The sequence below is a fragment of the Novosphingobium subterraneum genome, from assembly GCF_000807925.1.
Classification (GTDB): domain Bacteria; phylum Pseudomonadota; class Alphaproteobacteria; order Sphingomonadales; family Sphingomonadaceae; genus Novosphingobium; species Novosphingobium subterraneum.
In genome coordinates this window covers 14,082-32,577 of sequence record NZ_JRVC01000028.1, presented here as the reverse complement: position 1 = coordinate 32,577, position 18,496 = coordinate 14,082, and the positions used below count along the sequence as shown (strand labels likewise).

At 61.3% G+C, this 18,496-nt stretch carries 18 protein-coding genes and 1 tRNA gene; 11 read left to right on the top strand and 8 right to left on the bottom strand.

Annotated features, from left to right (window positions below; translation table 11 throughout):
• The first annotated feature begins 12 nt into the window (after window positions 1-12).
• On the top strand, window positions 13-669 hold the full coding sequence (locus NJ75_RS20505) for a lytic transglycosylase domain-containing protein (RefSeq protein ID WP_039337782.1): 657 nt from the start codon (window positions 13-15) through the stop codon (window positions 667-669).
• A gap of 96 nt (window positions 670-765) precedes the next feature.
• Here NJ75_RS20505 and NJ75_RS20500 read toward each other — a convergent pair whose 3' ends face one another.
• Together NJ75_RS20500 and NJ75_RS23960 are read right to left on the bottom strand one after the other, a co-directional pair.
• Window positions 766-1,677 carry a HEPN domain-containing protein gene (locus tag NJ75_RS20500; protein WP_039337781.1) on the bottom strand — a complete coding sequence of 304 codons (912 nt, stop codon included), beginning with the start codon at window positions 1,675-1,677 and terminating at the stop codon, window positions 766-768.
• 64 nt (window positions 1,678-1,741) lie between these two features.
• Window positions 1,742-2,617: a hypothetical protein gene (locus NJ75_RS23960; protein ID WP_082013504.1), complete on the bottom strand. Its 876-nt coding sequence runs from the start codon at window positions 2,615-2,617 to the stop codon at window positions 1,742-1,744.
• A gap of 395 nt (window positions 2,618-3,012) precedes the next feature.
• Between NJ75_RS23960 and NJ75_RS20490 the strand changes: the two genes are divergently transcribed.
• From NJ75_RS20490 to NJ75_RS20465, 7 genes are all read left to right on the top strand, one after another.
• A complete protein-coding gene (locus NJ75_RS20490) occupies window positions 3,013-3,783 on the top strand; it encodes a helix-turn-helix transcriptional regulator (protein ID WP_039337778.1) in 771 nt (256 codons plus the stop codon).
• A 59-nt stretch (window positions 3,784-3,842) separates the two neighbouring features.
• On the top strand, window positions 3,843-4,484 hold the full coding sequence (locus tag NJ75_RS20485) for an acyl-homoserine-lactone synthase (RefSeq protein WP_052242705.1): 642 nt from the start codon (window positions 3,843-3,845) through the stop codon (window positions 4,482-4,484).
• Window positions 4,484-5,347, top strand: a complete 864-nt coding sequence (locus NJ75_RS20480; protein WP_039337777.1) for a phytanoyl-CoA dioxygenase family protein — start codon at window positions 4,484-4,486, stop codon at window positions 5,345-5,347. Before NJ75_RS20485 ends, NJ75_RS20480 begins: the two co-directional genes overlap by 1 nt.
• Window positions 5,344-5,979 (top strand): GntR family transcriptional regulator, encoded by a 636-nt coding sequence (locus NJ75_RS23535; protein WP_052242704.1) that lies wholly within the window; start codon window positions 5,344-5,346, stop codon window positions 5,977-5,979. Before NJ75_RS20480 ends, NJ75_RS23535 begins: the two co-directional genes overlap by 4 nt.
• An 85-nt stretch (window positions 5,980-6,064) precedes the next feature.
• Window positions 6,065-6,196, top strand: coding sequence for a benenodin family lasso peptide (locus NJ75_RS24530; RefSeq protein ID WP_118074434.1), 132 nt, complete (start codon window positions 6,065-6,067; stop codon window positions 6,194-6,196).
• 66 nt (window positions 6,197-6,262) lie between these two features.
• Window positions 6,263-6,940: a lasso peptide biosynthesis B2 protein gene (locus NJ75_RS25350; protein ID WP_082013502.1), complete on the top strand. Its 678-nt coding sequence runs from the start codon at window positions 6,263-6,265 to the stop codon at window positions 6,938-6,940.
• Window positions 6,937-8,658: an asparagine synthase-related protein gene (locus tag NJ75_RS20465; protein WP_052242702.1), complete on the top strand. Its 1,722-nt coding sequence runs from the start codon at window positions 6,937-6,939 to the stop codon at window positions 8,656-8,658. Before NJ75_RS25350 ends, NJ75_RS20465 begins: the two co-directional genes overlap by 4 nt.
• Window positions 8,659-8,710: 52 nt before the next feature.
• Here NJ75_RS20465 and NJ75_RS20460 read toward each other — a convergent pair whose 3' ends face one another.
• From NJ75_RS20460 to NJ75_RS20445, 4 genes are all read right to left on the bottom strand, one after another.
• Window positions 8,711-10,732, bottom strand: a complete 2,022-nt coding sequence (locus NJ75_RS20460; RefSeq protein WP_211257962.1) for an Atxe2 family lasso peptide isopeptidase — start codon at window positions 10,730-10,732, stop codon at window positions 8,711-8,713.
• Window positions 10,729-13,665: a TonB-dependent receptor gene (locus NJ75_RS20455; RefSeq protein WP_039337775.1), complete on the bottom strand. Its 2,937-nt coding sequence runs from the start codon at window positions 13,663-13,665 to the stop codon at window positions 10,729-10,731. The genes NJ75_RS20460 and NJ75_RS20455 overlap by 4 nt, the downstream gene beginning before the upstream one ends.
• Before the next feature lie 283 nt (window positions 13,666-13,948).
• Window positions 13,949-14,911, bottom strand: a complete 963-nt coding sequence (locus tag NJ75_RS20450; protein ID WP_039337774.1) for a FecR family protein — start codon at window positions 14,909-14,911, stop codon at window positions 13,949-13,951.
• A 6-nt stretch (window positions 14,912-14,917) separates the two neighbouring features.
• Window positions 14,918-15,472: an RNA polymerase sigma factor gene (locus NJ75_RS20445; protein WP_052242701.1), complete on the bottom strand. Its 555-nt coding sequence runs from the start codon at window positions 15,470-15,472 to the stop codon at window positions 14,918-14,920.
• 100 nt (window positions 15,473-15,572) lie between these two features.
• On the opposite strand from NJ75_RS20445, the gene NJ75_RS24525 reads away from it, so the two are divergent.
• Together NJ75_RS24525 and NJ75_RS25345 are read left to right on the top strand one after the other, a co-directional pair.
• Window positions 15,573-15,716, top strand: coding sequence for a hypothetical protein (locus tag NJ75_RS24525; protein WP_156135899.1), 144 nt, complete (start codon window positions 15,573-15,575; stop codon window positions 15,714-15,716).
• A gap of 278 nt (window positions 15,717-15,994) precedes the next feature.
• Complete coding sequence (locus NJ75_RS25345) at window positions 15,995-16,297, top strand: DUF5818 domain-containing protein (RefSeq protein WP_330217064.1); 303 nt, start codon at window positions 15,995-15,997, stop codon at window positions 16,295-16,297.
• A gap of 71 nt (window positions 16,298-16,368) precedes the next feature.
• Here the strand turns inward: NJ75_RS25345 and NJ75_RS20440 are convergent, their stop codons facing one another.
• Together NJ75_RS20440 and NJ75_RS20435 are read right to left on the bottom strand one after the other, a co-directional pair.
• On the bottom strand, window positions 16,369-17,658 hold the full coding sequence (locus tag NJ75_RS20440) for a tyrosine-type recombinase/integrase (RefSeq protein WP_052242700.1): 1,290 nt from the start codon (window positions 17,656-17,658) through the stop codon (window positions 16,369-16,371).
• A gap of 156 nt (window positions 17,659-17,814) precedes the next feature.
• Window positions 17,815-17,904 (bottom strand) — tRNA-Ser (locus NJ75_RS20435).
• Between the two features lie 177 nt (window positions 17,905-18,081).
• On the opposite strand from NJ75_RS20435, the gene hspQ reads away from it, so the two are divergent.
• Entirely contained in the window at window positions 18,082-18,462 is a 381-nt protein-coding gene (hspQ, locus tag NJ75_RS20430) for a heat shock protein HspQ (protein ID WP_039337773.1), read from the top strand.
• Window positions 18,463-18,496: the final 34 nt, after the last annotated feature.

The following is an 18,496-nucleotide window of genomic DNA, read 5'->3' as shown; positions in this document are numbered from 1 at the left end:
AAGGATCGAGAAATGACAATCAGAACTCTCTTGATCGCGGGCATTGCGATCACTTCTGCTATCCCGGCCAGTGCTCAGGACATAGCAGCGCCAGCCACGAACGGCGCTGCGGCCACCCACTCCGAAGGCATTCGGATTGCGGAAGCATCAAACGGCTTTCAACTGGTCGAGCATGGGCTCTGGCGTTCCTCGCAGACCGCCCCAGCACCGCGCCTGTCAGTGGCGGACGATGGCCGGGTCAACCTGCCATACAGATACGAACCCAATGCCAAGCCGGCCCCATCCGGGTTTCGGCGAGCAACCTACTTGCCTCACATCTATGCCGCAGAGGCGAAGTACTCATTGCCCGCGGGCCTGCTTGATGCGCTCGTATGGACAGAATCTCGGTACAACCCTTTGGCTGTCAGTCCAGCGGGTGCTGCGGGCCTTGGGCAGCTGATGCCCGCTACGGCAAAGCAGCTTGGGGTCTTCAACCGCTTCGATCCAATGGCCAACATCTTCGGTGCTGCGCGGTATCTGCGGCAGATGCTCGACAGGTTCGGCGTGGTTCACCTCGCGGTGGCCGCTTACAATGCCGGCCCAAGGGCGGTGGAGCGCGCAGGCGGCATTCCCCGCAATGGCGAGACGCCGGAGTATGTTCGCAATGTACTGCAAAGTTGGAAGTTCTAGCTTCCACGAAGCCTCTTGCGCGACAGAACTGGAAGCGGAAGCTTAGGTGATGAGATCGCAGCGCCGGTACTCTTTCGGCGGAACGGTCAACTGGCGTCAGGCGGCTTTAGCGAGGTCATCGATGCGCGCTTCGCACGTGCTCTTCACCAAAATCTGCAGCTCTTTCACACGCCCGGCGATCCATGTGAGTTCGTCGGCGGAGATCCGGTATGAAGGTGAATAGCGGGCTTTGACGTAAGCATCTCGCAGGAGGGCGTAGCAGCGCTTTTCGAAGCGCCCGGTACGCGGCCAGACGTCCTTTAGCGAGGGCTCAAGTTCCTCGGCCATGTCGCGCAGACGATTAAGATTGTGGGATTTCGGACTCCAGAGCGTCCGGGTGAGGAAAAGGCAATGGTAAAGTCTCTCGACCGCCTGATGGAAAAGGAACGCAGCTTCCTTCGGCATGCCACTGGCCTGAGCATTTGCGGCTAGATCTTTGAAGTTCGACGCGCTGCTGAACCAGTCATCGAAGTAGTCTCGTGTTTCCTTGAGAGCTTGCTCGGGCGACAACGGCATCGGCTCGACGAAGTGAAAGCCGGGCTCTTCGAACAGGACAATGCCATCCTTGAGAATGTCCATGAAGAAGTAGCGACCGAGCCGCAGCTTGTCGTTCACGTCTTCAAGGCTGTGGTAGATCAGGCTGACCGGTGTACGCAGGACGGTCCCAGCGGAAAGATCGGCAAGCAGCCTGTTCTCGGTCGCCTCCCAGAATTCGGCAATATCCGTGAGATCGTCGTGGTTCACCACGACGAGAAGATCGTAGTCGGAGAAATAGCGTCCCACCGGGTCCTCGACCCAATCACCACGGGCATAGGAGCCGAACAGGACTATCTTGAGCAACTTGCCTGCGCGGAAGCGTGGCTGCGTACGCGTGGAAATTGCTTCGGCAAAGCCCGTGCGCACGGTCTCGACCACATGTGCAAGTTCGCGCCGCTTGCCTTCGGGCAGGTGATCGAGGCCGGAGTTCATGGAATGCAGATTCGACGGTTTTGCTTCTCGTGCCAAGGGCAAAATGAACAAGGCATCAGGAAGGCTAAGATAAGTCACTCGTCGGTAGCAGCGCTACTCTCGGCTGGTAATCCAAGCCGAACAGACGGAGCCCCGGAGATGATCGATCCCAGCAATGACGTCGGGTTATCGCGGCCATCACCGGGCAACGGATAACAAACCTTTCGTCATATCGGGCGTATAGCGCGGCAAAGAATGTGTCGAAGTGCAGCCCGCTCTCATCGCTTGGAAAGCCCGGTACCAATCTTGTCCGGCATTCCTCTTCCATGGCAACCATGGCAAGTGCCGCCGCCTCGCATTGTCCGGCTTGATCCATGAGGTCACGGCGCCGCCCCAAAACCTGCAGGGCATCATGAAACCGCCGCACTGGCGACACCGGCGCCCCATCCTGCGCTAAAGCGGCATTGCCGCCACCTCGCCGCCAGTCCGGTGCGGCACTGTTGTGTGCTGCCGAGTTCTGGTCCGTAGCTCGGTTGCCGCGCAACAGCACCAGATGTCCGATAACCAGTGCCGGATGCACCATGTGGAGATTAGTGCATTCGCCGACAATTTCCTCGAGGCGGTTGCCGAGATTGCGAAAGGCCCCGGTGACGCCCTTGCACGACACCGAAAGCACAGGCCCGATCCGGGCAAGCGAAACCAGAACGTCGACATGCTTGGCTCTGATCCCTCCGAGAACAGTCCCTTCCCCACATCCGCCAAGGGTCGGATCGAAGTAGAGCAGTGGCGGCTTGCGTTTACGACGCTCCACACGAAATGGTGGCCGCGGAATGATATCATCAGGATCGAAGCCACCTTCCACGACAAGCCGGCACGCCACATACCAGTGCAAGGGAAGTATGTGGCGTTCCGATTGAACGCGCCCGTCGAACTCGGCAAATGCCGCGAGCGCTGTTGCCATGCTGGTCCAGCGGCATGTGTGATCGCCCAATTCGGCCTGGGCGTAGCGCCGTAAAGCTACGGCACTTTGCCGAGCTGGCTTGCGAAACCCGTGAATCCGGCGAGGTCGAGTGCAAACCGGACGAGCGCTCATGTGCCTGTCTCGCTGCTAGCCGAGCTTGTGTATTGTCTGCAATCGAAGCAGCGCACCTTCCTGCAAGGCAAATAATCTTCTGACATATTGATCGAATTTGGCAGTTCACGGTATTGAAGCGGGACTGAACCATGATACAGGTTGGACAGTTTCAACCGGATCGCCTCCGATCTTGAGAAGTTGGATCGCGGTCCACAGGCAGGAGAAAGGGCGCCCTGCTGGAGTCCGGCAAGTAAAACTGCCGGTGGGCGCAATGGTACCTCATGGCGGCTCGGGCGCTTGGGGAACTTCTGGAAGAGATGTCTGACCGGGTGGGTTCGATTATCGAACTCGACGAACTGCTCGGCGAAATAACCAACAGACTTGGCTTCGACTACTATGCTCTCACCCATCATTGTCAGCTTGCGAGCAAGGATGATGGAGCGATCAGGCTGCACAATTACCCGCAGAGCTGGGCAGAAAGTTACGACTCCCATGCGCTGGGCATGGTTGATCCGGTGCATCGGGCCAGCCACGTAACGGCCAAGGGCTTCTCCTGGTCTGACATCGGTCGCCTCATTCCGCTCACGGCCCAAGACCACAGAATGCTTGCTCTTGGTGAAGAGCAGGGCTTGCGTAGTGGCTTTACAGTACCAGCGCATGTGCCGGGCGAAGCGCGCGGATCCTGCTCGTTTGCATGCCGCAATCCGCGAGAAGGTGCCCCGATTTCGCTCATCGCCCATTGCGCTGGGACATTCGCCTTCGAAACCGCGCGGCGTCTCTGGCTGAAGAGAGGTCATAGCCTTGCCTTGCGCAAACCGGTTCTGACCGATCGCCAGCGCGACTGCGTGCTTCTCATGGCCCAGGGCAAGACTGATCCGGAAATCTCGACAATTCTGGGCATATCGCGCGAAACCGTGACCGAGCATGTTCGCACGGCGTGTCAGCGCTACGGGATATACAAGAGACAATTGCTGATCACCCTGACCCTGTATGACGGAACGCTCACGTTCGGGGATGTCCGGCCCTGGAGATACCCCCATTTCTGGGGGTAGCGAGGACGTCACCGTCGCCTGATCCTTGGCTGACCAGTTCGGTTGAGGAGCAATCCGTCATGTTGAAAGTCACCACGCCCGGCACAGAGCCGGACGCTGCGCTGCTGCGCGCTATGTTTGCCGCACGAAAGGCAGTCTTCATCGATCTGCTTGGGTGGGACCTTCCGGTCCTTGCTGGGCAATACGAAATGGACCAGTTCGATGATGAGCACGCACGCTACCTGATCCTCAGTGACAACGGCGATCATCTCGCGTCTGCCAGGCTCCTGCCGACTACACGGCAAGGAATCCTGTCGGGCCTTTTCCCGATGCTCTGTGCCGGGCCCGTACCTTGCGCACCCGATACCTTCGAAATCACCCGTTTCTGCCTCGACCGGTCGCTGAATGCCCGCGAACGGCGGGACGTTCGCAACTCGCTTGTCCACGCGCTTGCCACCTTTGCAATCGAGGCCGGGATTTCACGGTACTGCGCAGTCGCAGGCCTTGGCTGGTTCAGGCAGATCGAACGGTTCGGCTGGAGCTGCCGGGCCCTGGGAGCGCCCATCCGGACAGGAGGCCAGGAGCTGGTCGGCCTTGAAATTGGCATAACTGCCGACACACCGCAGCTGCTCGAAGCGGCCGGGATCCATTGCGGCCACGGCGACAATCGTGCCAAGGCCAAACCCGGCTCCCTGCCCGCCGGGCACAAGGAGTGGCACTGATGGAACCGGCAGACCAGATCGGCATGGCCGTCCGTCAGTTGCAGACTGATGGCTACGCGATCCTGCATGAAGCCCTGCCCGTTTCCGTGATCGAGCAGCTCCATGAAGATCTCCAGGACGACTTTGCATTGACGCCATACGGAACTGGGATGTTCTACGGGGAACGCACCAAGCGGTTCGGCAGGCTTCTTCGACGGTCCGCTGCCACGCAGTGCCTGGTCCTGCATCCGGTCATTCAGGATGTCGTAAGGCGGATTCTTGGGTCCTGGTGCGAGCGCGTCCAGCTCAACACGACCCAGGCCATCGCGGTCCATCCCGGCGCCCCCGCGCAGTTGCCCCATCGCGACCAGGACATGTGGCAGGCCGATTTCGGCAAACGCGAGTACCTCGTCAACGTCATGTGGCCGCTCACTCCCTTTTCGAAAAAGAACGGAGGTACGCGGATCTGGCCGCAAAGCCATGGCAGCAACGCCCTGACGGCCGTGGCCAAGGACGATTTCATCGCGCCCGAGCTTGTCCCGGGATCCGCCCTGCTTTTCCTCGGCTCGACGCTGCATGGCGCGGGCGCCAACGCGAGTGCGCAAGAGCGGCGCGGCATCGTGATCGGCTATTCGCTGGGCTGGCTCAAGCCCTACGAGAACCCGTGGCTCGCCTACCCCCCGGACATTGCCGGGACATTTCCCCCCGAGCTCGCGGCACTTGCAGGTTACGTGCAGCACCGACCGAACCTCGGGAACTTCGAAGGGCAATGTCCCTCGATCCTGCTCGGAGACTACAAGGGCGAGCCCCTCGGAGCGATCGATGCCCTGCGTCCAGACCAGGTGCAGCAGGCCCGTGCCTTTGCGCATGGGAGGAGCGGATGAGCGCCGGCCCCATAGCAGAACGCATCTATGACGCCTTGCGCGCCATGATCCTGTCCCGCGCATTCATGCCGGGTGACAGGCTCGATCCCGCAGTCATTGGCGAACAGCTCTGTGCAAGCGTCACGCCCGTGCGCGAGGCTCTGCATGTGCTGTGCGGCGAGCAGCTTGTCGTGACCCATCGCGCCGGCGGCTTCTTTCTTCCGACGCTGGACGAGCCAAGGCTCAAGGACATGTACACATTCAGTAACGAAGTGCTGGGCCTTGCGCTCCGCCTCTGGCGGCCATGGACGATCGTGGACTGGGACCGGATTGCCGAGCGTCGGACGGCTTATGCCGAACGCGTCGCTGAAGCATTCGAGGGAGTGGCACGCGCTTCGGTCAACTCGGAGCATGGTCGGGTCATGGCCCTCCTCAACGCACGCCTTCACGCCGTTCGCATGATTGAATCGGCCGTGCTGGAAGGCTCCATCGCAGAAGTGCGCGATATCGAATGCGCGCTGGACAGTGGTGACAAGGATCAGCTGCGACGGTTGCTGGGCGCCTACCACCGTCGGCGCATTCGCAGCTCTGCCGAGATCCTGCACGCTCTGCATCGTCCGGCGAGTCCGTCCGCGCCAACAATCGGCATATAGAATTCGTATAAATTTCAGATCATCCGGCACCGTCCATAGTCTGATCCTGCCGCAATCACGCGGCGAGGTGAAAAGGAGAAGACCGATGGAACGCACGTTCGATCTCGTCGAGGACGTCGAAGACTTGGGCACCGCCAGCATCGAAACGCTCGGCCCTCCGGGAGACCGGATCGAGTTCGGTGTGCTCGCGCAGCTGCCGGGCCTTGATCGCGACTGATCCACTGGCAGGTGCGCAAGGCCTTGCTGGCCCGGCGCACCTGCCTTGTGCTTGTGCGAGGCGGACATGACAGCGCCTGGGTCCTATCTTTCCTCATGTCGGATCGCAGCCGGGGTCGGTGTTGCGCGGATCGGCGACAAGGCAGTCGTGCTCGATGTCCGGCATGATCGCTACACGATGTGGAGCGGGTCTTGCGCATCAGCGTTGCTGGACCTGCGCTGTGGCAAGCCGTGTCCATTGTCTCCGGACGACTGCCGCACACTCGAAAGAAACGGCCTGCTGACGAAGGGAGAACGGGACGCAGGACCCTGGCTCACGGCAACAGATATCCGGACGCCGACTGCCAGCGCAGTGGAAGGTCCCGAAGCCGGTCGGTTACGGCCGCTGCATTTGGTAGCGAGCGTCTGGAGCTGCATCCGCGCCAGAATGGATTTACGCGCGGCACCGCTCCACCAGGTCCTGATCGACCTGCCTGCTGCGTCTCGGGGGCGTACGACACGTGACCTTGTGACTCACGCCCGAGCGTTCGACCGGGCGCGACGCTGGGTGCCGGTTCGGCCAAGATGCCTTCCCGACGCGCTGGCCTATGCGCGCGTGGCACGGCGCGAAGGTTTTGCAGTCGATCTGGTATTCGGGGTGAAACTTCATCCCTTCGAAGCCCATTGCTGGGTGCAATCGGGCAGTCTCGTCCTGACCGATCCGCTGGACAAGGTGCGCCGCTTCGAAGTGGTACTGGCACTGTGACCGAAGGCTATCTCGTCGCATGCGCCCTCGATGGGCAGCCGGATCTGCGATCGGATTCGCGATCGGCCGAAAATCTCGTTCACCGGCTGCCCGGTCCATGGCGCGCACGAAGGTTCGAAGGGCTGACCATTCATGTCTCGCCATCGACCGAACTGCGGCAAATCGGCAGGACTGTGATCATCGGACAGATCTTCGGCGATCTTGCGGTGTTGCAGCGCGCTGATCTTCATCCCGACCTGCTCGTGGCGCATTGCTGGGGCAACTACCTTGCCCTGCACATGTTCAAGAGCGGGCGTCCATCGTGGTTGCTGCGAGCGCCGCTTGGCCATCTCCCAGTCTACACGGCTGCTGTGGCCGGGAAACTGTGGATCTCCTCGCATGTTCCAGAGCTTGCGGCTGCGCGCGCTGTAAGGCCGCAGATCGACTGGTCTTTCGTCGCGAACCATCTTGCTTTCCTGCATCTCAAGACTGCACGGACCGGCCTTGTCGGCATCGAAGAACTTCTGGGCGGGCAATGGCTCGATCTCTCCGCGGAACCGACGCGGCGGACAACGGCTTGGTCTCCGGGAATGTTCGTGCGGACAGATATCGGGATCGCGGACTTCGCTGACGCCAGCAGGCGCCTTGCCGGGAGCATAGACGAGGCTGTCCGTTGCCTGGCGGGTGATGGCAAGGTCCTCCTCGAATTGTCGGGCGGACTCGATTCCTCGATCATCGCAGCGGCCCTGGCACTGTCTAAGGCCAAGGCACAAGCGGTCAGCCTTTCAACGGGCTCGGCGGAGAGCGATGAGCGAAACTATGCTCAGGCAGCAGCCGATGCTGCAGGCATCGCGCTCACACTGCGCGAAGTGGGGAAATCCAACCTGATTAAGCGGGCCCGCAGCCGCGAAGCCCGCCCGGGCCTGCCAGTGATCCTCGGCGCTGCCGATGCAGTGCTGGCGCAGGAAGGCACGGCGCAAGCGATCACGGCATTCTTCAGCGGTGCGGGTGGTGATTGCGTTTTCGCAACGCCCAACGCTGCCGGGCCCGCAGCGGATGCCGCCATCCGCTCGGGTTGGGCGGCAAGGTCCACCTGGCGCACCATCGAGGCGCTGGCCCGCTATCACAACGCAAGTGTCTGGTCAGTCGCTGGCAGGGCCTGGCAGCTGGCACGAGGCGCGAGCGATCCGGGCAGTTGGCGGCGCACACGCGGATATCTCACCGATGCTGTGCCCCTCCCCGATGCACCGCTACACCCCTGGCTCTCGGAAACGAGCAGCATGTTGCCCGGAAAGCGGGACCACGTTCATGCCATTCTCGCCAGCCTCGCCCACATCGATGGTTATCCTCGCCACGCCATTGCCCCGACGCGGTTTCCGCTGCTCAGCCAGCCCGTCGTCGAGAGCGCCTTGCGCATACCAAGCTGGCTTTGGGTCGAGGGCGGGCAGGATCGGGCCGTGGCCCGAGCCGCATTTGCTAACCGCCTGCCAGACCTGATCCGCGATCGACGCAGCAAAGGGGCGCTCGATGGCTATGCCCTGGCTGCGATAGAGCAGCAGGCGGACGAGCTTAGGCCGTTCCTGCTCGATGGTCATCTCGCGCGCCAGGGCCTGCTCGATCTGGCCAGAGTGAGAAGCGCGTTGCGGGAGAGGGTAAGGCGCGCCGATCCCCGGGCTCATCTTCTCCTGCCGCTGATCGACACCGAGAACTGGCTTCGCGCCTGGCTTGGCGATCCTTGAGTTGCTGACCGACGCAATCGACCTGCCATGGCGACGGCGGACCGACGAGCGCTCAGGGCGTCATATCCCGCCAGCGTTGCCAGGATGCCGGATCAGCGGGCTTGCCGCCTGCGTCACCCAACAGCCAGAACCTGAACCAGTCGAAGTTGCGCACGTTGGCCGCCAGTTGGTGACGCGGTTGCCACTTTAGGTGCATTTCACAGGGAAAAGCCCAGAGTTCGACAGGTTTCCGGGCGCGCTGCAGCCGCGCAAGTAGCTCGACATTGGCGCGATACTCCTGCTCGGGCAATTGCATCAGCAAGGGCACCGAGATGCGGTCGGCATTGAAGGAAGGGGATACGCGCCTCCACCCGGCATGATCCGTGTCGGGATTACCCAGGTCCCAGGCTGATTTGAGCATGGCGGGCACGTCGCGCCCCGCGACGGCATTGAACCAGTAGTAGGTTGGCGTCACCATGACGTTGGCTACCGCTGCGGCCTTCAACAACCTGCTGTGCATGGCGAGCCAGGCCGTGACTTCGCCGCCGAAGCTTACCCCGCCCATGCCGACGCGCGAGGAATCGATCTTGCCCTGCCCGGACAGCTCTGCGATGATCGCCGCAATCCCGCTGGCAGCCACCCTGTAGGCTTCGACGTTGTCTCCGCCGCCCGCCACGCCGGGTTGACGATTGATGCACAAGGCCCCGATTCCCGATGCCGCGAGATCGCGCAAGGGATACTCGTCCCCCGTCCCACCGCGCAGATACCCCTCGCAGGAATAGTAGGTAATGAATAGCGGCACCGGCCCGTTCTGGCCCGGCGGTAAAGCCAGATATCCCGAGAACGTTCGCCCTGAGCCGTCTTGCCAGACCTGCCTGTCGAAGCGGATAGCGGGGTTCTCAAGCGGCGCGTTAGGGGCCCTGAGGACCTGCTCATGGCGTGATGCCAGATCAATCGCCACCACGCGTGGAGGCTCGTTGGCCGAGGACGCGACGCAGATGAGCCTCCGGGTCGAAGCTGCGCAGGCCTTGCCGTTGTCTCCGCCATTGCGTTCGCCCGAACTCTGGAACACCTCCTCGACCTGCCCACTGGCCGGGTCCCATCTTGCCAGAGTGCTGCCACCGTCGCCGTTGCGGCTTTCGAAAATCAGGGCATTGTCCGTGCCAGCCCAGACGACTGAGCGCGCCCGGGCGGCTTTGCATTGCACGGCTTCGCAGCGCGCCAGTTCCTGCCCCTCGGCATTGATCACGGCCAAACGCCACGACAGGCCTTTGGACAGGACAACCGCAATGCCTCTGGCATCGCCCGAGGGCTGGCGCAGGGCGACGTACCAGTCCTGCAATCGTTCGAGCGAGCGCGGGCGGGAGGCGTAATTGCGAGCTTCTTCGGCTGTTGCATCGCGGATTGTCGCGAGGTTTTGCCCAAGCACCTTGAGCCTGGGCTTGCCCGCGGCGATGACGCCGCCTTGCTCGAACCAGGCACCCTGGAGACGTCCGCTGGCCCAGCGGCCATCGATGCGATCGCCACGATACAGTGGCCTTTGCGGGTCGACCGACGCATCGATCCGCGTTCCGCTATCGTACTCGGCCTGCTCGGCAGCTTCGATCGCGGCGCGCTTCGGGCCAAACCCAAGCAACCATGCCTTGCCGCCTGCAAGCGGGATCATGTCCCTGACATTGCCAGCCTCGCTGGTAACTTGCGCAGCGCCTGAACCATCGGTCGCTGCCCTCCAGACCTGGACTTGCCCGCCTGCGATCTTGCGAAACAGCACGGTTCTGCCATCGCGCGTCCACTGCGCGCCTGAAGTCAGGGGAAAGCCGTTGAGCCATTCGATTTCCCCAGCAGCAGCGATGCGTCTGGCAGGCGCTGAACCGTCAGACGGCGCCACAAGCCATGCGACGTCATAGTCGTTGCGGTCGACCGAGGCGCGGTACTCGCGCCAGAGGGCAAGCGTGCCATCCGGCGAGATGGACGGGCTGTCGATCCGCGTGATTTCTATGGCGGGCCGGATCCCGGCCCCGTCCGCAGCCTGCGCTGCGAACGGGACCAGGGCGGCCAGGGCAAGCGACAGCGGGGCTGGATGCCATCGCTTCACCATGACTTGGTCACCTGCACTGCGACAAGTCGTCCGACCGCGCTTGCCTGCTCGGGATCGAAGCCGGCTGCGCTGAACGGGGTGCGATTGTTTACGTAAGGCGGGTCGCGATCGAACAGGTTCGTGATGCTCAAGGCAAAGCGCGTGCCCGCCAAGGCCCCGGCTTCCTCTCCGAACCGTTTGGAAAGCGTAAGATCGACTGTCGTCCAGCTTGCAACCGGCTCGACCGGTGCCACCGCCGTGTTTCGATAGCCTGCCATGTGATTGACGAAGGCTGTGGCCCCGAAACCGTCCTGTTCGAACCCGGCGCGCCCGCGCAAACGATAGCGCACCGGGTTGCCAATCGTCCCCAGGGCCTGCGTGCGCGGAGCAGCGGACGTCAACTGCTGCGTCAGGTGGAACAGCCAGCTCCCCGATGCACCAAGCGAAAGCGCACCTCGCGCTGTCTCGTGACGATAATTGAGATCAAAATCGATCCCGTCGAGATGGTTGCGTGCCAGGTTGGCGTTGCGCGCGTCAATCACGTAGCGGATCGAGCCTGCAGCAATGCCGAAAGGATTACTGAAATCGGGGCTCGCATAGAAGCTTGCCACTTGCGCTGGCGACGGATTGGCCGTGATCAGCGGCTCGTAACGCGACCGCTGGGCCAGGAACGTGAAAGCATCGACCGCGGGATTGAAGATGCGATCCTTGTAGAAAATGTCGAACCATGTCGCGCTCATCGAAAGCCCAGGGATCGCAGGCGGTTTGAAGTCAAAACCTGCCGTCCAGGTCCGCGCGCGTTCCGGTCCGATCCCCGGGTCATTGCCGAACAAGGCAATGACATTGCTACTGCCCGAGGGCGAACCGGGGTCTGTAACGGGTATCGGCACGACCTGGCTGAGCCCCGGGCCCTGGCGCACGTCAAAGAAGCCGGGTGCACGAAACGAGGTGCCATATGACCCTCGCAGCGCAAGGCCTTGCACGGGTTCCCACGTCAGTCCAACCTTGGGGTTGGTCGTCGTCCCGAAATCCGAGTAGTGCTCAATTCGTCCTGCGACCGACAGGTCGAGCCGATACACGCCCGCAATGCCCTGCTCGGGGCCAACCAGCGGTGCACGAAGTTCGGCAAATCCCGCAAGCACGTTACGCGCAAGCGGATATCCATTGTCGCCACTCGCGACAGGAACGAGCGTCGTTTCATCCGCAAGGCTGCGCGAGCCGTAGCCCTCCTCGCGATACTCTCCCCCGAATGCCAGTGTCAGCGCTCCCCCTGGAAGCGTCAGGAGCGGCCCGTCGAACTTGAGACCAGCGGTCGTCTGGCGCGACCGAGCACTGGTTAGCGATGATCCGCGCACATAGTCGATCGTGGCCGCACTGGTGTGAGAGCCATCACCGAATACATTGAAAGCCTTGGCCGGATCAGGATCAGCGAGAGCCTGCGCAAGCCGGGCGCGATTGACGAGATTGTCCCGTAGCAGCTCTTCATGCTGGATGCCGCGATTGCCGTAAGCCTCAGCCCGCCATGCCCCGAAGCGGGCTTCCAGTACGCCCGCGACCGTCCAGTTGGTGACATGCGAACGATTGACGGTGGCCCCGAGGTCGTCCCGGAAATCATAACCGACGCGGATGGGCTGACCCGTTCCGATCGGATCGACATAGAACGGGTTGCTCACGGGCACGGTAACTTGCGATCCGAAGACGATGTAACGCTGGTCAGAGCGACGGTCGGCAGCAAAACCCTGAAGCCGCATCGTCAGCCACGACGACAGGTCCTGTTCAAGCGCGATAAGCCCTGCGTGGCGGCGTGTGCGTGGCAGGATGTCGGTCAGGCGCCGACCGTCGCCAAGATTGCGCACTCCGGCAAGCAGATCGCTTGGTGCAAGCGCCCTGCCATCCTGTCTGGCCGGTATTCCGAAGATTGCGCCGTTGGCTGCAGTGATCGTGCCGGGATTGGCGAAGGCCTGGCGATAGTCAGGTCCACCGAAGCGGGTAAGGTCCTCTGTTGCGTAATCACGGTCCTGGGCCGCGAGGCGGTCGCGCCGGTAGAACTCGTAAGCCGCCATCAGGCTGCCGCTGTTCCAGCGCAGACCTGCCAGCTGACTTGCCTGGACCTCGCTGAAGCCGTCAGCCATGCCGACCCGAAACGATGTCTCGGCCCCTTCGTAGCCGCGCCGCAAGCGTACGTTGACCACGCCTGCAACAGCATCGGAGCCGTAGATGGCTGACGCACCATCTGCGAGGACTTCGATGCGTTCGATGGCACTGGCCGGGATCAGTGAAATGTCGACGATCGAACTCGCGGCTCCCAGCGCCAGGCGATTGCCATCGACGAGCGTCAGGGTCGATGTCGTGCCAAGGCCGCGCAGGTTGATGCTGGCACCCGAACCGATATTGGCATTGGCATTGTTCCGCTGGGTAAAGCCGAGCGTGCCTTCATTGGGGCCCCCACCGAAGTTCTGCGGAAGGACCGATACCAGGTCCTGCACTGTGGCCCTGCCGCTTTCCTCGATCGCCTTTCGGTCGATCGCGATGACGGCAGCGCCCGCTGGCGCCGAACCGCGAATGCGCGTGCCGGTTACCACGATATCGTCAGTCGCGCTGTCTGCGGATGCGCCACGCATTGGCGTTGACGATCCTGCAGAGCGGATTGCGTAGCCTTGGCTCGTCGCGATCCCCTGAAGTCCCGAGCCTTCGAGGATTTTGCCCAGCGCACCTGCGAGAGTGTAGGTCCCCTGCACTGCAGGAGCGGTGCGACCCGCCACCAACTTGTCGTCTGCGACGATTGTCGCACCGGCCTTGGCGGCAAGATCGTGCAGCGACCGTGCCATGGCCTGCGCCGGCAGGTCCAGCGCAAGGGTATCGGCCTCCTGCGCGCTCGCAGGTGCTGCCGCCACCAAAGGTGCGGCCAGCATTGCGATCACGATGGCATGTGTTGTTGTTTTGAACGTCATGTTTGCCTCCCTCGCGTCCATCTCAGGGGACGCGCATCGGTTGGGACGACGTCGCGCGAGAACACCCGCCAGATTTCTTTTCGGTAGGCATGGTCGCGGACGGCCCGCAGCCGGTCAGCCGTTCACCCCGTGATTGTGGAGATCATGCCGAGCCGTCAGCGCGCACCGATCCACCGCCTCCTTTCCTCTGTCCGGAAAGCGAATGAGGTCTCTTGCATCCAGAGGAGCTGCGGGTCGGACGGCACGCGGATCATTCACACGGTCCGCGAGGGGGCAGGAAGCTTCAGGCCGTGTCGATCACCAGCATGCCGGGGCGCTGCGTCACCGTGATTCCGCCCAAGGCCTCGAGAATCCTCGCAAAGCCTTCTGGATCGTCGAGGCGGATCGCACCTGCCAGAGTCCTGTTGGCCAGCGCAGGACTTGCGAGGCGAAGTTGAACAGCATTGCGCGCGTTGAGCAGGCTGACCGCCTCTCCCAGGGATATGCGGTCACCGGTCGTCATTGGCGGTTGTGCAGAAGAGTTTTGCTCGGAGCGATGCTCGGCCCCGGATGGCCCCGCTTCGATCATGTGAGCCCCGCGACCGAGGGTGTGCCGAGCGCCATCGGCGTTCTGCACCTGCACTTGGCCATCTACGACTTCGACGCGCAGACCATTTGCGGCGAGCGCAATATCCACAGTGCCTGGTGCACTGTCGATCTTGGTGCCTGCTCCCAAGATCTGCATGGCATCCGTGCCGCGCCGGGCCACACGGATGCGAACGCGACCGGCAATAATCGCAATCTGGCGGCTAGTTGAAGTGATGTCGGTTCGTGCCTTGCTTGTCCCGTTGAGTGTCAGGAAGCTTCCATCGACAAGCTGCCATGTCCGCGTTTCACCTGCGGCCGTGGTGTATGTCCTGGCCTCGACGGTGGTTCCAACGCCGATTAGCGGATGGTCCCCTGAAAACCGCAATGTCAGCAATCCCATGCCAAGCAACAGGCATGCGCCGACTGCGGCAAGCTGTGTGCTGCGTTGCAGGTGCAACGGTGCACGGGTCAGCTTGCGCTGCTGGCCAAGGGGCCTCTGATCCAGGGCAAGGCTATCGCGCCACGCGCGCTCCACTTCTGCATACGCGAGACGATGTCGCAGGTCGCTCGCAAGCCACGCCTCGAAGCCCGGCGCACGCGATTGACCGGCGTTCTCGTTGCGCGCCAGCCACTCTGCCGCTTCATCGCGGATCTTCCCGGGAATGGGCTGTCTCGTCACGAGTGGTCAATCCTCGGCGAGATGCCGCGCCAGGGCCCTGAGCGCCCGGCTCATCTGTTTCTCCACGCCCCGCACGCTCAACCCCGTCTGTTCTGCGATCTCGGCATAGCTATAACCATCGAGCCGACGGGCAAGGAAGATGTTTCGCGTGAGCGGCTTGAGACGGGCGAGTGCCTGCTCAAGCCGTGCAAGGCGATCGCGCGCTTCAAGTTGTGCCTGCAGATCGCATCCCGGATGAATGTCCTCGAACGGCTCGTGGCTGCATTGGTGCTGGCGCAACTCCTGCCTGATCAGGTCCTTGCGCGCGTTGTCTGCCGCAACCCGCACATAGCCGGTAAGGTTCTCGATCTGACGCTGGCGGCTCGTCATCAGGCGCACGAACACTTGCTGGACGAGATCCTCCGCCAGGGTCATCCCGGTCTTGTGAGCAAGCTTGCGCAGTAGCGAGAGGCGGGAGCGGCGGAACTCGGCCTCGATAGCCGCCAAGTCAGGTGGCAGCGCTTCTGCGGTGTTCTGGCCATGGCTGTCATGACCTGCCTGTGCTGCAAGAATTTTCGTCAATCGCCAAGCCCCAGCCCGCGAGGCATTCCGGCGGTTGGCCGGATCCTGAGAACACGTCTGGAGACATGCGCCTTTGCCTTTGGCCCCGAAGGACTTGGACATGGACAAGGGCGATCCGGCCGCACGCAGCGACAGAAACAGCAAAGATACCAGAGCAAGGTTCTCAGGCCTCGACGCAGCACAATTTCACTACGCAATTGAAAACTATGACGTTGCGGTTTCAAATGCAACGACAAAGCTTTAATGGGATGACATTGGATACGGTAGCGTTGCGCCTCCAGCGGTGTTGCCGTTGGACAAAACCGGCTACAAACTCGTTCGGCAGGGTTGGTGACGGAAGAGCGCGGACGATGTTGTTGACGTTGCCGCAACAGCAATCGCTAGTTTATGGAGGGCCGATAGCGTGACGCCACTTTGACTCGGCGGTCTTGGCGCAATTTCTCTCACCGAAACTTAGGTCAGATCAGCTTGCGACTTTCCATCTGATTCCTGCGTCTTACATTTCACGCCTAAGCCGGATAGATGCCCACAGAGCGTTCGGTATTTACACGTGGACACGGGGGTTTGGTTGGCATGGACGTAGTGCGCAAGCACCCACTCGCGCGCCAGGAGAGTATAGTGACACGACGGCTTCGAGCATCAGGAATTTTGCTAGAGAGTCGTCGTGGTTGGCTGTTGAAGACGGACGATGAAGCCGTCTGGGTCCTCGATCATGAGCACGAACAGGACTTCGCCGCAAATCTCAGGGTAATCGTCGAAGGTCAGATCTTCGGTCTAGATCGCTTGCGCGTCGATTGGATCGGTCCGCAGGAAAAAGTTTGCTGAATCGCAGGCTTACGCGCTCAGAACGGCAATTTAAACAACCCGCAGAAAACGCCATCTAGGTCGCACATTTGTCACCGAGATGGATATGCGAGCAGCTTCGAAGGATGACAAAAATCCTTAATGAGCATTTCTGACCATGCCTCGGCAATCTCTCGTCGCCTGTTCAGATACCCGGCTCGGTTATAAACACTTTCGGAACCGGACACACCGTCCGGCACATGGGCAAGCATGAGATCGATGATATGTCGATCGGCAGGCGTACCGTTCCTCTCTGCCCATTCGTTCATAATGGTCGAGAAGGACGCGCGCCATCCGTGCGGCACGTGGCGGCCTTGGTACCCGCAGCGATTGTAGAAGTAGCTGAGGGTGTTTTCACTCATGGGTTTACGCGCATTCCGGTTGGTCGGAAAAACCAGTGGTCCGTCACCCGAAATAGAATGAGCTGCCTGAAGGACCTCTACCGCTGCTTTTCCGAGAGGAACGATATGATCATATGCCATGTCCCCCTTTAATTCGGTAACCAGCTTCATCCGTGCTGCCGGGACGCGCCAAATTGCGTCCGGGTGAATTGTCTCTGCATCGGACCAGTCAATGCCTTCCAGTTCGGACCAAGGCATGCTGCGGATCATGCCAGGTCTTTGCGCTGTGAGGGCAAGAAAGCGCGATGCTAGCTTCGTGAGTGGCGAGGCAGGCTCCACTTCCGTCTTCCGGATCATATCATGAAGCTCGGCGAGAGTTAAAAAGGCCGGCCGCTTCCGCGATCGTGGCACTGGTTTCAACGCTTTGGCAACAATCGCGGCCGGGTCGCGATTGGAGGCTCCCTCCGCAATCGAGTGAACGAAAACAGCGGACATGCGCTGCCTTACACGATGTGCAGTCTCGATTGCGCCACGCTTCTCAATTTTTCGGAGTACTGCGAGTACAAGCGGTTCGTCGATCTGCGTGACGGGGACATTGCCGAGCCACGGGAACACCTCCTTTTCAAGGCTGGTGATGACATCCTTGGCATGTACTGCTGTCCAGCGCTTCTCCTGCAACCCAAACCACGTTCGCGCCATCGCCTCAAAAGTGTTCGCCGCTGCTGCTGCATTTCGAAGAATTTCCTTCTTCGCTTCCAGACCAGGGTCTCTCCCTTCTCTCAGAAGCTTTCTAGCGTCAGCTTTGCGATCTCGCGCTTGGGCTAAAGTGACCTCCGGATAAGGGCCAAAAACCAATCGCCGCTCTTTGCCTGCAAAACGATATTTCAAACGCCAACTTTTGTGGCCAGATTTCGATACAAAAAGGTAGAGCCCTTCCGAATCCGCAAGCTTGTAATCACGGTCTTTGGGTTTCGCGTTGCGAACTGCCATATCGTTGAGCATGGATGCCCCCAATTCTGATTTTCGCTGCCCCCAAAATGCCCCCACTTTTCTTTGGAGGCATACGGAAGCATGAGAACAAACAGGGAACTTTATAGCTTAAAAAGCGCAGAAAATCAAGGTTTTCTGAGCATTTATGGAAGCCTGTAGACAGGTGGCTGGCGGAGAGGGTGGGATTCGAACCCACGGTACGGTTGCCCGTACACCGCATTTCGAGTGCGGCGCATTCGACCACTCTGCCACCTCTCCATGGTGCCAATCAGGGTGCCGCAAGGGGCGTTCCCGGTCGAGGAAGCGCGCCGTTAGCGCATGCAAACCGGCTTGCCAAGTAGAAAGCGGAAAGCTTTTTCCACAGGCGGCCTTTGGGATGAACCTTTGTTGGCAAGCGGCTTGTTTGCACCGCGGCGAAACCCTATATCCTTGGGCATGGATCGTGCGAGTTTCTTTTCGCCACAAGCTGGACGCGATATTTCGGCCCCCCCCGTCTCATCGGCGCGCTTCTCGATTGGCGACGTTGTTCGCCATCGCATGTTCGGCTTCCGCGGCGTCGTGTTCGATATCGACCCGGTCTTCGCCAACAGCGAGGAATGGTACCAATCTATCCCCGAGGACATCCGTCCCCCGCGTGACCAGCCGTTCTATCACCTTCTCGCCGAGAACGACGAGAACAGCTATGTCGCCTATGTCAGCCAGCAAAACCTCCAGTCTGATGCAGAGGCCGGGCCGGTTGACCACCCTTCGCTGGACGAGATGTTCGAGGGTTTCCGCAATGGCCGCTATCGGCTGAGGCGCTGCCTGTCGCACTGACGCCCAAGGGAGACCCGGCTCTCCCTTGTGGCCC

Excerpts from the sequence above, each read along its gene's own strand:
- NJ75_RS20500 (WP_039337781.1), bottom strand. The coding sequence starts at position 1,677 with ATGAACTCCGGCCTCGATCACCTGCCCGAAGGCAAGCGGCGCGAACTT.
- NJ75_RS20490 (WP_039337778.1), top strand. The coding sequence starts at position 3,013 with ATGGCGGCTCGGGCGCTTGGGGAACTTCTGGAAGAGATGTCTGACCGG.
- NJ75_RS23535 (WP_052242704.1), top strand. The coding sequence starts at position 5,344 with ATGAGCGCCGGCCCCATAGCAGAACGCATCTATGACGCCTTGCGCGCC.
- NJ75_RS24530 (WP_118074434.1), top strand. The coding sequence starts at position 6,065 with ATGGAACGCACGTTCGATCTCGTCGAGGACGTCGAAGACTTGGGCACC.
- hspQ (WP_039337773.1), top strand. The coding sequence starts at position 18,082 with ATGGATCGTGCGAGTTTCTTTTCGCCACAAGCTGGACGCGATATTTCG.
- NJ75_RS20505 (WP_039337782.1), top strand. The coding sequence starts at position 13 with ATGACAATCAGAACTCTCTTGATCGCGGGCATTGCGATCACTTCTGCT.
- NJ75_RS20455 (WP_039337775.1), bottom strand. The coding sequence starts at position 13,665 with ATGACGTTCAAAACAACAACACATGCCATCGTGATCGCAATGCTGGCC.
- NJ75_RS25345 (WP_330217064.1), top strand. The coding sequence starts at position 15,995 with ATGCCCACAGAGCGTTCGGTATTTACACGTGGACACGGGGGTTTGGTT.
- NJ75_RS25350 (WP_082013502.1), top strand. The coding sequence starts at position 6,263 with ATGACAGCGCCTGGGTCCTATCTTTCCTCATGTCGGATCGCAGCCGGG.
- NJ75_RS20480 (WP_039337777.1), top strand. The coding sequence starts at position 4,484 with ATGGAACCGGCAGACCAGATCGGCATGGCCGTCCGTCAGTTGCAGACT.
- NJ75_RS23960 (WP_082013504.1), bottom strand. The coding sequence starts at position 2,617 with ATGGCAACAGCGCTCGCGGCATTTGCCGAGTTCGACGGGCGCGTTCAA.
- NJ75_RS20485 (WP_052242705.1), top strand. The coding sequence starts at position 3,843 with ATGTTGAAAGTCACCACGCCCGGCACAGAGCCGGACGCTGCGCTGCTG.
- NJ75_RS24525 (WP_156135899.1), top strand. The coding sequence starts at position 15,573 with ATGGACAAGGGCGATCCGGCCGCACGCAGCGACAGAAACAGCAAAGAT.
- NJ75_RS20440 (WP_052242700.1), bottom strand. The coding sequence starts at position 17,658 with ATGCTCAACGATATGGCAGTTCGCAACGCGAAACCCAAAGACCGTGAT.